Source organism: Nakamurella sp. PAMC28650 (assembly GCF_014303395.1).
Classification (GTDB): domain Bacteria; phylum Actinomycetota; class Actinomycetes; order Mycobacteriales; family Nakamurellaceae; genus Nakamurella.
The window spans coordinates 3771812-3783636 of the sequence record NZ_CP060298.1 but is presented as its reverse complement, the minus strand read 5'-3'; the positions used below and the strand labels follow the sequence as shown (position 1 = coordinate 3783636).

Genomic DNA, 11825 nt, shown 5'->3' with positions numbered 1-11825 from the left:
ATCGGGGGAGATCTTCAGGTCCCCATCCACGGCACCACACCCGCCAGCGCGCGCCCCATCGTCGGAGCCAGGATCCGGCTGTAGGACTGCGTCATGTGGGTGGCGTCGCGGTAGAGCAGGGTGTTCTCGACGATCACCGGGCATCCGCCGGCCGAGCAGAACCAGTCGGTCGGGTCGATCACCGTGACACCCAGGCCACGCGCTGCGGCGAGGACGGCGGCGTGGCGACCCGGCTGTTGGTTCTGTGCGGTCAGGCCGGCGGTCAGCGATTCGCGGGTGAAGGTGCACTGCTGCGGCGACCTCAGGTGCGCGGCCAGGCAGACGGGGACGTCGGTACCGGGCAGCGGGGTGTCCGCGAGGTACACGACCTGGGCTGCGGCCCTCTTCAGAACGGACAGCGTGCTGACGGTCCGGCCGGACCAGGTGACGTTCGGGTAGGACGGACCGGGGAGCGGGTCGGCTCCGCTGGCGATGACCAGGTCCGGGTGCAGGTCGGCGATCTTCTGCTCGGTGGCCGTCCGCCAGGCCGGACACTCGGTGTAGGGACGCTGCAGCTGCGCGCTGCGGAAGGTGACGTCGGCCAGCGGGCACGCCGCCTTCGTCCAGGAGACGAACTTCCAACCCTTCGCCGCGGCGAGCGCGTCCAGCGCGCCGAACCACTGCTCGGCGTGCGAGTCGCCGAACAGCACCACGGTCCGCCGGCCGACGGGATCACCGAACACGCATGGCGGTTGGGCGACTTCCAGGAAGGCGGCGTGACACCCGTTCGCGGTCGTCGGCGGGACATCGCCCACTGCGGCGGACAGGGTCGGCGAGAGGTTCGAGGGGATGTCCGGGGAGACGTACGCCCGGTCGAGCAGTGCGCTCAACTGTGCGGTGTCGAGGCCCTCCAGGCTCAACGCCGAGGCCGGCCCGGTGTTGTTCAGGCCGGCCTGCGGAAGCACCAGGACCAACACCGCCACCACCGTTGCCGACGCGGACATCAGTGCTCCGCCGACGAGCCAGCGGCGCGGCCCCCATCTTCCGCGCGCAGCAGGCTTCTCGATGACGGACTGCATCACGACCGCGAGGCCCAGGGCCAGGACCGACACTCCGAGCTTGGCCGGCCAACCGAAGGCCGCCCCGATCACCACCGGCACCAGGACGATCATCGGCCAGTGCCAGAGGTACCAGCCGTAGGACATCCGGCCGAGGAACGCCATCCCGGAGCGGCCCAGCAGGAGTTCGGCCGTGCGCGTGCCCGATGCTGCGGTCCTGGGCGTCACACCGGAGGCGATCACCAGTGCGGCGCCGACGACGGGGAGTGCGGCAGCGCTGCCCGGAAACGGGGTGGCGTCGGTGTAGAGCAGGGCTGCGGCCACGATCAGGACGAGACCCGACCAACCGGAGACGGTCGTCAGGACGGCCGGTAAGCGCAGCAGCCAGGGGGTGGCCAGCGTGATCAACGCGCCGATCCCGAGTTCCCAGGCCCGGGTCTGCAGGGCGAAGTAGGCCAGTGCGGCGTCGTGCCCGGTGACCAGGATCGACAGCACGAACGAGGTCACCACCGCACCGGCCGCCACGACCGCCAGGGTGCGGATCAACATCGTGCGCACCAGGATCCCGAGCACGATGATGACCAGCGGCCAGAAGATGTAGAACTGCTCCTCGACGGCGAGCGACCAGAAATGCTGCAGTGGCGACACCGGCCCACCGGCGTTCTGGTAGTCGATACCGAGTGCGGCCAGCCGGTAGTTCATCAGGTAGAAGGTGCTGAAGATGCCGTCCCGGGCCACCGAAGGCGCCTGCAGTGGCGGCCCCCAGAAGCGCGCCACCAACTCGGTCGCCACGATCACCGTCAGCGCCGAGGGCAGCAGCCGGCGGATCCGCCTGGCATAGAAGCCGGACAGCGAGATCCGGCCGCTGCGCAGGTGTTCGGCGACCAGCTGGCGGGTGATCAGGAATCCGGAGATGACGAAGAAGACGTCCACCCCGACGTAGCCGCCGACCAGACCGGGCACCCCCGCGTGGTAGAGCACCACCAGCACGACGGCGATCGCCCGCAGGCCCTGGATGTCCGGCCGGAAGGTGCGATCTCCCCGGGCGGTCACGGTGACCGCCTGCGGCAGGCGGTCGGTCGGCAGCCCCGCGGCCGGGCTCTTCGTCAAGGGGCGCACCCTGCCGATGTTAGGTGGCGGCCGATGTCAGGTGGCGCACGATGTCAGGTGGCGGCCGATGTCAGGTGGCGCACGATGTCAGGTGGCGCAGACCGGGGCCGACCTGAGGGCGCATCGGCGTACCTTCGGGCAGGTGGAACGGCGCTGGAGCGGGCTGGTGATCCTCGCGGCCGTGATGTTCGCGGTGGCCGTCGCACCCGCGATAGGCGGCCGGGCGGTGGGCGGGACAGCCGTGATCGGCTCGATCCCCGGGCCGCCCCGGGTCGGGGACTGCCTGCTGCAGCGGCCCGCCGGGCCCGAGACCGTCGACAAGACCGGCGCACCGCTGTACGGCACCTTGACCACCGCGCCCTGCGCCGGGCGTCGTTTCGGTGATGTCGTCGCGGTGATCGCCGGCGGCCTGTCCACCGGGCCCGTCGAAGTGGCGGATGACGACGGCGTGATCAGCTACGACGACCCGAATCGACACCTCTGCAGCGCCGCTCTGGCCGGCTATCTCCATGGGGCGCGACCGGCGGGAGCGTGGAGCCCGGCGATCGCCTTCTCCACCGTGATCGGTGGTCCGAGCGGCCTCCAGCGCAGGACGGGGCAGTCCTGGGTGGTCTGCGTCGCCCAGGCAGAAGGTTCCGACGGGAAGGCCACCCCCTACGTCGGCGCCCTGTCGACGAGCGACAGCGCGGATCTCCTCCCGGCCCGGGTAGCGGAAGCGGCGACCTGCCTCAGTTTGACGGACTTCTTCCTCCAGCGACCCCTTGACTGCCGGCAGCCTCATCCGGTGGAGAGCATGGCGATGCTCTTGACCGACCACCCGTCGACCACCCTGGCCGGCCTCCGGGCCCGATGCCGCGAGCTGGCCCGCTCCTACACGCAGATGTCCGACCCGACGGCGGGCGGCCGGCTGATCGATGCGGTGGTGGCAGTGCATCGGGCCAGTGACGGCACCCAGGCCCCGGGTCTCGTCACCGGGGACGAGACGGGCTTCGCCCGCTGCGTGGTGCAGACGAACGGGTCGCGTCAGCTGATCGGATCACTGCTCGGTCTGCGGGACCGACCGGTGCCGTTCGCCCGGTGAACCGGCCGGCACGGGTCGCCGGTCGAAGGCGCTGAACCGGTCGCCTCAGCGATAGGACCCGAACAGCCGCACCACCTGCGGGTCGTGATCGCTCGTCTGGTTCGCGAATTCGCTGTTGATGTGGATCACCTGGTAGTCGACCGAGCCGGTGAGGTAGGTCCCGGGCGTCACCAGGATGTGATCCAGGATCTGCGAGATGCCCTGGTAGACGTACGTGTACTGCTGATCGGCCGGCAGCGTCGCAATCAGGTCGACCAGCACCGGCCGGCCGGAGCCATCCGCGGTTCCGGTCCGCAGGACCTGCAGAGCCGGGCTGAACTGGTAGTCGTTCAGGTCCCCGAGCACGACGGTCTGGGCCAGGGGATTGCGGCGCAGGATTTGTTGCACGAATTGGTGGACCAGGGTGGCCTGCTGCTGTCGCTGGACCTCGGAGCTGCGCGTCGGGTACTGGAAGCGGCCGTCGGCGTTGCCGTCCCCGCCTTTGGAGTTGAAGTGGTTGGCCACGACGAACACCGGTAGGCCGCGGAACCGGAACTCGCCGACCAGAGGTTTGCGGCTGGAGGTCCAGGCCGTGTTGCCCGGGTCGATCCGGCCGGGTGACAGGGTCAGGCCGGGTCGCAGGAACGAGCCGGTCACCGCGGTCCCGGTGACCGTCCGATCGGCCGTCGAGGAACCCGCGTCGACGAAACTGACCCTGGCGGGGTCGAACAGGAACACGTTGCGTATGTTGCCGCCCGGCTGGCCGCCGTCCTTGTCGTTCGTCGGGTCGATCTCGCGCGAGTGGTACTGCGGTCCGCCGGCTGCCACGATGGCGTCGGTCAGCTTCTTGATCGTCACATCCGCTGCGACGACAGCGTTGTCGGTCGCACCGCTGTTGTCCTGGACCTCTTCCACCGCCACGATGTCCGGCGCCTGGAGGTTGAGCACGATGCCCTTGGCCAGCGCATCGAATTTGCTCTGCCCATCGGTGGGGGCCAGGTTCTCCACGTTGTAGGTGGCGATGGACAGCTGACGGGCGCCCGGTGTGGTGGCCACCACGGGCGCGATTTTGCCACGGGCCACCGCGCCGAGCTGGGTCGCCGCGACGAGATAGCCGCCGAACTGCGAGTAGTCGACCGGTCCGATGATGGCACCGGTGTAGACGTCTCCCACACTGACGCCGGGGTTGGCGATCACCGGCGCGATTTCCAGCCGGCCCGACGGCGTCGCGTTCTCCGAGGCCAGCAGGGTGCCGCCGCGGTAGCTCGTCTTCTGGCTCGGTTTGGTGGTCACGTACTGCTCGCCGTAGGAATCGGTCGGGCCGACCACCCGTGCGTCGTCCACCTCGACGCGCATCCCCTCCCTGGACTCCCAGAAATCCAGGGCCGAGCGAACCGGGGTGATGGGATTGGCCTCGATGTTGCCGCCACCGAGGCTCGGCGCGTACAGCTCCGGGACGGTGGTCGGGGTGATCACCTCGGGTGCGGGCAGCGCATTGTCGTGGCTGACCACGAAAACGGTGGAGTTGGTGATCTCGGTGACCGACAGCGTCCGTGCCTTCGCCGGCGCGCCGTCGGCGTAGTAGTCCTGGACCTTCCCGGAGAACAACACCGCGTCGCCGACCGTCACCGTCGGCACACTGGCGAAGACGAAGACACCTTCGCTGGTGGCCGGGTCGGCGTCGGGCCGGGGATCCTGGACGAAGTAGCCACGGCTGCTGCCGGCGGTACGCACCGCGGTGACGATGCCCGGGACCCCGGTGACAACCCGGCCGTCGAGCGGCGAGACGAACGACGTGCCCTGGATGTCGTGGATCCTGGTGTCGCCCGGCTCGACCGGCGGGGGCGGGGCGACCACCGGCGTCGGAAGGCCGGGTGTCGGCTCCTGAGCGATGAAATCCTCTGCGTTGGAGTCGGTATCAGCAGCAGAGAGCCGACCGGCCGAGTGCGAGTTGTCCAGGCCGACGGCGGGGGCGTTCTCGTTGATCACCGCGGTCCCGTATCCGACAAGATCCACGGTCGCGGCCCCGCAGGCGGCCGAGTCGTGGCAACCGAGCGCCGTGGTGTTGTCGACGAGGGCGATCGTCCCGGATGTGGCACTCATCGCGATGGTGCCGGTCAGCTGGGACGGAACCGGCGTCGTCCCGCCGACGCCCTTGCCCTCGGCGACCACGAAGTAGGCACCGGGGGCCACCGAACCGGTCAATGGGGTGACCTGCCACGTGGCCGTACCGGCCGCCGAGGTGTACTGCAGCGACAAGCCGTCGAGGGTGACCGGGGCCGTACCCCGGTTCTGCAGCTCGATGAAGTCGTTGGTGTACTCGGACCCGGAATTGCCGCCACCGCCGTACACCTCGTCGATCACCAGGCTGACCGACGGAACGGCATCTGCGGCGACGGGACCCACCAGAGCGGCCGCAGCGATCAGCGATGTCACCAGCCCGATCCTCAGGGTGGACGGTCGGGTTCGAGAACGACTCATCTGGCTGTGCCCTCCAGTGGCTGTGCCCTCCAGGGGCTGTGCCCCAAGGGGGAAGACGGTACGAATCGAAGTAACGGTGTGGGCCGACGAGGGGTCCGGTCACGAGCGTGGCGGTCTCCGGGAACCATTAGTAGCGCAAAAGATGACGAGATCCAGGAATACAGATGAACAATTTGCTCACTGTTTACCTGGACGCCGGGGGCGATTGCTGCTGATCGTCTGATCCGGTCGCCCGGCGGCCGGTGCCGCGACGACAGGGATTCAGCCCCGGCCCTCGTCAGGCTCCCGCTCCTTGCGCCGCAGCAGGTAGGCAGTCAGGCCCAACACGAGCACCAGGCCGCCCAGGACCGAGATCTCCCGGATCGAGTCGTCGAACGGGCCACCGCGGCCCACCTCGTCGGCTGCCTTGACCGACAGCACGACGATCTCCTTGATCGACGCGATGATGCCCACCAGCAGAAATGGCTCGGCAAGCAGTTCACGTCGGACGACCGTGGTCCGGACGGCGAACAGCAACTCGACGACGATGAAGATCAGCAGCAGGATGTCCAGCACCTTCACGGCCGCGTCGCCGTTGGTCGCGCCATCACCGAACAGCGATCCGACCTCGCGACCGGCGACCACCACGAGCGATGCGGCCGTCACCGTCAGGAAAAGGGCGATGCCGAGGTAGATCAGGGTTTCTGCACCCTCCAGGAGTCGATCACCCCAGACCAGGTGGCGTGGACGGCTGTGCGGCGCGCTTTCGGTCCGGTGCTCGACGGCGTTGCTGGGCTGATCGGTCATCGAACAATCATGCCCGAGAACCAGCAGATTCTTTGCCTCGGCTTTACCTGCCGTTCGGCCACCGAGCGGCCGGGACCGCTTCAGCCCTGGGCGAGCCTACCGCCCTCGGGCAGCCGGCGGCTGCGGACCTTGCTGCGATACATCGCCTGGTCTGCGTCCTGCATGATCTGCGTCGCGTCGCCGCCCTGGGTGCCGACGGCGGTGACCCCGACGCTGACCGTCACGGTGACGGCGACACCCTTGTTGGTGATGGGCGCGGAGACTGCGGCCTCGATCCGGCCGGCCAGCAACTGACCCCCGTCGTCGTCGAGATCATCTGCGATCACCACGAATTCGTCCCCGCCCAGGCGCCCGACCAGATCGGCCTCCCGTACCGACGAACGGATGCGGCCGGCCAGCATGATCAGCACCTGGTCACCGATCGGGTGTCCGTGCAGATCGTTGACCTGCTTGAAATCATTGAGATCCAGGAACAGCACCGCCCCCGGACGGCCCGTTCTGCGGGCGGTGTCGATCGACTCCTCGAGCCGCTCGAAGATCACCGTTCGGTGGGGGAGATTGGTCAGCGGATCGTGGCTGGCCTGGTGATGGAGTTGTTCGAGCTGGCTCCGCCGGGCGGAGATGTCCTCGATCTGGCTCACCGCGCACAACGGGGATCCGTCATCACGGCGGGCGATGGTAGCGGTCACGGTGACCCACACCGTCGTTCCGTTCTGGTGCAGATAGCGCTTCTCGCGCCGGTAGACGGTGGACTCGCCGGCGATCAGGTCGGCGACGAGATCCCGGTCGAGCCCGCGGTCCTCAGCATGGGTGAGGACCTCGGGTGTCATCTTCAGCAGCTGGTCGGCGGTGTACCCGACGATGCGGCAGAACGCCGGATTCACCCGCGTGAAGGCACCTTCCTCACCACCGACGACGCCGATCAGTGCCATCCCGCCCCCGGTGCCGTCGAAGGCCTGACGAAACACCTCCTCGCCGGCACGCAGCCGCTCGGTGAGCAGCGCGTTGTCCAGTGCGATGCCGGCCTCGACCCCCAGCATCTCCAGCAGACCGCGCTGCTCCTCGGCCGGTCGGAGACCGTCCGCCGGCATGTCGACGGAGATGACGCCGATGAGGTCGCCTGCGGAGGAGCGCAGCGGTGCGAACAACGCGTCGAGCGGATGCCAGGCGTTGCGCTCCGAGGAGATCGCGATGTCGGGGACCCATCCCATGGCCAGGTCGTCCGGCGCGCGCTCGTGGGGGACGAAGCGGAGCGCGCCCCAGCAGTCGGCCACGGCGAATTCGTTCTCGTAGACGGACGCAGGACGACTGTGCCCGAGCAGTTCGTGCCGTGCATGGTCGCTGCCGGCGACGGCGATGGTGGTGAAGCTGCCGTCCGGCCGGACGACGCTCACCACGGCCACCCCGAATCCGACGGCCCGCACGACCGCGTCGGCGACCGCCTGCATGGTGGCGGCCAGGTCGTGCTGCGCGTGGATCGTCGTGATGACCTCGTAGAGGTCCCGCGGATCGGACCTGGGCGCGCGAGTCGGCTCTTCGATGACCCGCTCCCTCCGCCGTCCTTGGACTCCGAGTCTACTGAGCAACACCCGTTTGCGGATCCACCGCGCGCAACCGGGATCGATGTCGCCGCAGTGCACTCTGGCACGACGGATCGACGCTCGGCGTACTCGGCCCCCGGCTGGGCCAGGTGTGGCTCCGTGCCCGACCCGGCGTGGCCCGCTGCCCGCCCCGGCGTGGATCAACTTCGCAGGCATGGACGAAATTGACGACTCCTGTCACTCCGGTCCCAAAATAGTGAAGTTGATCCATGCCGCAGGCCCAGCGGTGAATCGAGCCGCTGCCCTCGGACGGTCCGGTCCGGCCCTACGCGTCCCGAAGCTTCCCCTCCCAGTCGGTGCGTAGCAGCGACATCACGACAGCGTCGACCCGGCCGTCGTCGAAGCGCAGCGCACCTCGCAGCACTCCCTCCGCCTGGAACCCCGCCCGCTCGTAGACCCGCCGGGCTCTGGGGTTGAACGAGTAGACCTCGAGGCTGATGCGCCACAGAGCGGTGGTGCGGAATGCGTGATCGGTGATCAGTTGCACCGCTTCGGAACCGAGCCCGCGGTTGCGGCCCTGCGGCCCGATGAGGATCCGGAAGTTGCAGGAGTCGTTGCCGGCATCCAGATGGTTCAGTACCACCTCGCCGACACAGCGTCCCGAGGCGAGGTCGATGATCGCGAGATCAAGCCGTTCGGGACGAGCGGCAAGACCGAGATACCAGGCGAGCGTGAGCTTGTCGAGCTCTGTGCATGCGTTCGAGGCTGCGGCGGTCGTGTGCACCGAGCCGGTGAGACGCCGAACGTCAGGGTCAGCGAGAACAGCGCCCATCGCTGCAATGTCACTCTCGGTGAACGGACGCAGGAGGACGACCTCGCCCTTGAGCTCGGGCTTGCTCCGAAATGGTCCACGGTCGTCCCGCGTGTCCACTATTCCCGCCGGCCCAGCCCGCTGTTTGATCGCATCGCTCATCGACCCATCCTCATCGATGACCTCACCGGCGCGCCAGTGCAATCCGGCGGCATCGACCCTTCAACCATCGCCTGACGCGCATTCCTCGGCCTGGTGCGGAGCGTCCCAATCCCGGAGGTCGCGGGTCGATCATTGTTGAGCCCTTTCCTTCAGCGGTGATCGCGCCGCGATGAGCGCGGCGAGAGCGAAAACGATGGTCACGCCGACGAGCGTTGCCTGATCACCGATCAGGCCGACGAAGAGGCCGGCAAGGAGCGCTCCGAGCGCGCCCGCCGTTCGATTGGCCGCGCGTCGGGTGGCGTTCACCCGACCGAGCAGTTCGTCAGGTGTGCGTGCCTGCCAGTAGCCCATCTCGTTCGAGTTCTCCACGCCGGCCGCAATACCCTGCAGAGAAAGTGCAACGAACAGCAGGACCTCACCGACAACGGTGGCGGGAGCGATGGCCACGAGAAGCCAGACGATCGGGTACGCCAGGCGCGCGACGATGACCACACGTCCCGATCCGAGCCGGACGCCGACCCGCGGCGCGATCGACGCCCCGAACAGGCCGGCGATGCCGAAGACCGCCAGCAGCAGTCCGAACGTGAAGGCGGTGAACCCGAGGGATCGCAGCGCAAGGAGGGAGAGCACTGTCATCGCGGCACCGTTGGCCAGGAACCAGATGTGCGTCGACGCCGCCAATGGACCCAACGTGCGATGACGATACGTCCACTGCAGACCTTCACGGATCTCGGCGCGAAGATTGCGGTTCCGGGCAGCAGGTCGGGGTTCGTCAACCCGAATGCTCGCGCACATCGCTGCGTCCAGGAGGTAGCTGATCGCGTCGATGGCAACCGCCACCGGTGCTCCCAGGAGCCCGACCAGCCCGCCGCCGATCGCTGGTCCGAGGGTCTGCGCGGCGGCATCCGTCTGGTCGAGCCGCGCATTGGCCGTCACCAGTCTCGTCCGAGGCACCAGGCGAGGAAGCAGCGACTGCATCGCGGCGAACCCGAAAACGGAAAATGCGCCGAATGACAACAGGACGATGACCAGCATCCAGATTCGCAGCAACCCCATTCCCCACAAGATCGGTATGGCGCCCAGCGACAGTGCCCGTCCGACACCGGCCCACACCAACAAGGGTTTACGCCGCCACCGATCGGTATACGCGCCGGCAAATAGCCCGAGGAGCGCATACGGCACAAACTGGGCAGCGTTCACCACACCGACCTCCAGTGGTGTCGCGCCGAGCAACTGGACCACCAGCACCGGCATTGCCACTGCTGTCACGGCCGAACCAAAGGAACTGACCGTCGCAGCCACCCAGAACCGGACGAAGGACGCGCGAGGCGCTGGAGCGGGCACGGCTTCCATCAGCTCGCCCCGCCCGCGCACCTGCGATCGAGCGAAGCGAATGGCATGCCGACATCCTGACATCTCCAGTTCGGACCACGGATGGTGCGGAACCTCCTTCGATGTCGTGGCAGCCGTGGGGCAGGTCCAGGATCAGGCTGCGACCCAGGACACCTCGTAGCCCAGAAAAGCCTCCCACCGACGCCGGTCTCGTGGGTCCAGACCGAGCGCGGGCATCTGCGACCGGTAGGCCAGGGATGCCCGTTCCTTGAGGCGGCGCAGGTCGGCATCCAGGACATGGACACGGGCGACGAGTGCCTCCGGGTCGAGCCCGGCCGTCACGAGTTCCTCCCGCATCCAGCCGTCGACGTCCAGATACGGATCGGGCCGGGTGCCGGCGACCCAGGTCGGCCATCCGTGGTGCAGGGAGTAGGGCAGGTCGGAGTGGAATCGCACCCTGCGTCGAAGTTCTGAATCCTCCGTGGCGGTTAGGACCAGGTCGCGCACGGCGACGTGGTGGGGGTGGCTTCCGATCGCCACCGGTACCCAGATCTCATCGACGGCGCCGATCGCGGAACGGATCCGCCGGACCAGATCCGGACCGTCGATCGGCCGGCGACGGTACTGGGCCTCCAACTCGTCCCAGGTTTCCACGGAGCACCCGAGAATATCGGCAGCAACATGGTTCTCGGCGAGCCGCTCCACCTGACGCTGCGCGCAGCTGCCGGCCCCGGTGAGTCGATCCCACCGTCCCCTCGGGGTGTCGCCCGGCGGGACACCGCCGAACACGGTGAGGAGGGTGGCGCCGGCGCGCACCAGTTGCGCAGAGGCGGACAGCACCCCGTCGTCCAGGTGTGGCGAAAACACGATCAGGCTCATGGTTCGGCCAGATTATCTGGCAGCGGCGAATGACCACGTCAACCGTGCCCTCCCGCCGGATGATCGCGGTTCAGATAAGCAATCTGCCTGACGAATAAGGCGTGAGTGAGCATGATCACCGGACAAATGCCTCCCGAATCGCCATCCTGGCCCCGCTGATCAACGAACCTGGAGAAGTAGGAAAAGATCCGTGGCCTCCCGGCCCGGGTCGGCAGCAGCGCAGGTGTTCCAAAGAGGGCAAGCGCACCACCGCACGTCACCGCAGAAGGATTGACCGCCATGTCACGCATTCTCACCACCATGAAGCACCGCCGTATCGAGGCCCGCAATGCCCGCGAGTGGCAACGACTGCTCGCCAGTGTCGGATCGCCCGCCATGCGCGACGAACTGATCGTCATCAGCCAGCGTTCGATGAACCTGCTCGCGCGATGACCCTCCGGCTCCTGGCGGTCGTACGGCGCGGGCGCGCGCGTCGCGACGCCTACCGCAGGTCCATCCACCATGCGATCGCGCACGCCACGTCCGACAGCGAGCGCAACGACCTGATCACGTTCGCCGGCGAGCAAGGTGTCCTGGTCTGATCCAGGCGGTCACGACGGGGATGTTCATCTCGCCCGCAGCGGGGA

The 11825-nt window shown here is 68.1% G+C and carries 11 protein-coding genes; 3 read left to right on the top strand and 8 right to left on the bottom strand.

Translation table 11 applies throughout. The features are described 5' to 3' along the window. Window positions 1-14: 14 nt before the first annotated feature. On the bottom strand, window positions 15-2147 hold the full coding sequence (locus H7F38_RS17060; RefSeq protein ID WP_187090952.1) for an acyltransferase family protein: 2133 nt from the start codon (window positions 2145-2147) through the stop codon (window positions 15-17). Window positions 2148-2214: 67 nt separating this feature from the next. On the opposite strand from H7F38_RS17060, the gene H7F38_RS17055 reads away from it, so the two are divergent. Continuing rightward, window positions 2215-3228 (top strand): septum formation family protein, encoded by a 1014-nt coding sequence (locus H7F38_RS17055; RefSeq protein WP_187090951.1) that lies wholly within the window; start codon window positions 2215-2217, stop codon window positions 3226-3228. Window positions 3229-3273: 45 nt separating this feature from the next. On the opposite strand, the gene H7F38_RS17050 is transcribed toward H7F38_RS17055, so the two are convergent. The 7 genes from H7F38_RS17050 to H7F38_RS17020 form a co-directional block, all read right to left on the bottom strand. After that, complete coding sequence (locus H7F38_RS17050) at window positions 3274-5643, bottom strand: lamin tail domain-containing protein (protein ID WP_222618140.1); 2370 nt, start codon at window positions 5641-5643, stop codon at window positions 3274-3276. Between the two features lie 306 nt (window positions 5644-5949). Next, window positions 5950-6474: a phosphate-starvation-inducible PsiE family protein gene (locus H7F38_RS17045; protein ID WP_222618139.1), complete on the bottom strand. Its 525-nt coding sequence runs from the start codon at window positions 6472-6474 to the stop codon at window positions 5950-5952. Window positions 6475-6554: 80 nt separating this feature from the next. Further along, window positions 6555-8063 carry a diguanylate cyclase domain-containing protein gene (locus H7F38_RS17040; protein ID WP_187090949.1) on the bottom strand — a complete coding sequence of 503 codons (1509 nt, stop codon included), beginning with the start codon at window positions 8061-8063 and terminating at the stop codon, window positions 6555-6557. A gap of 277 nt (window positions 8064-8340) precedes the next feature. Next, window positions 8341-8988 (bottom strand): GNAT family N-acetyltransferase, encoded by a 648-nt coding sequence (locus H7F38_RS17035; protein WP_187090948.1) that lies wholly within the window; start codon window positions 8986-8988, stop codon window positions 8341-8343. Between the two features lie 129 nt (window positions 8989-9117). Further along, complete coding sequence (locus tag H7F38_RS17030) at window positions 9118-10341, bottom strand: MFS transporter (protein ID WP_187090947.1); 1224 nt, start codon at window positions 10339-10341, stop codon at window positions 9118-9120. A gap of 132 nt (window positions 10342-10473) precedes the next feature. Continuing rightward, on the bottom strand, window positions 10474-11199 hold the full coding sequence (locus H7F38_RS17025; RefSeq protein WP_187090946.1) for a PIG-L deacetylase family protein: 726 nt from the start codon (window positions 11197-11199) through the stop codon (window positions 10474-10476). A gap of 38 nt (window positions 11200-11237) precedes the next feature. Continuing rightward, on the bottom strand, window positions 11238-11480 hold the full coding sequence (locus H7F38_RS17020; protein ID WP_187090945.1) for a hypothetical protein: 243 nt from the start codon (window positions 11478-11480) through the stop codon (window positions 11238-11240). On the opposite strand from H7F38_RS17020, the gene H7F38_RS17015 reads away from it, so the two are divergent. After that, window positions 11479-11631, top strand: a complete 153-nt coding sequence (locus H7F38_RS17015) for a hypothetical protein (protein WP_187090944.1) — start codon at window positions 11479-11481, stop codon at window positions 11629-11631. The genes H7F38_RS17020 and H7F38_RS17015 overlap by 2 nt on opposite strands. Further along, a complete protein-coding gene (locus tag H7F38_RS17010; RefSeq protein ID WP_187090943.1) occupies window positions 11628-11780 on the top strand; it encodes a hypothetical protein in 153 nt (50 codons plus the stop codon). Before H7F38_RS17015 ends, H7F38_RS17010 begins: the two co-directional genes overlap by 4 nt. The last annotated feature ends 45 nt before the right edge of the window (window positions 11781-11825 follow it).

Bases quoted from the DNA above. Each gene is read 5' to 3' on its own strand.
- H7F38_RS17055 (WP_187090951.1), top strand. From the start codon at position 2,215: ATGTCAGGTGGCGCACGATGTCAGGTGGCGCAGACCGGGGCCGACCTG.
- H7F38_RS17045 (WP_222618139.1), bottom strand. From the start codon at position 6,474: ATGACCGATCAGCCCAGCAACGCCGTCGAGCACCGGACCGAAAGCGCG.
- H7F38_RS17035 (WP_187090948.1), bottom strand. From the start codon at position 8,988: ATGAGCGATGCGATCAAACAGCGGGCTGGGCCGGCGGGAATAGTGGAC.
- H7F38_RS17030 (WP_187090947.1), bottom strand. From the start codon at position 10,341: ATGGAAGCCGTGCCCGCTCCAGCGCCTCGCGCGTCCTTCGTCCGGTTC.
- H7F38_RS17025 (WP_187090946.1), bottom strand. From the start codon at position 11,199: ATGAGCCTGATCGTGTTTTCGCCACACCTGGACGACGGGGTGCTGTCC.
- H7F38_RS17015 (WP_187090944.1), top strand. From the start codon at position 11,479: ATGTCACGCATTCTCACCACCATGAAGCACCGCCGTATCGAGGCCCGC.
- H7F38_RS17020 (WP_187090945.1), bottom strand. From the start codon at position 11,480: ATGGCGGTCAATCCTTCTGCGGTGACGTGCGGTGGTGCGCTTGCCCTC.
- H7F38_RS17010 (WP_187090943.1), top strand. From the start codon at position 11,628: ATGACCCTCCGGCTCCTGGCGGTCGTACGGCGCGGGCGCGCGCGTCGC.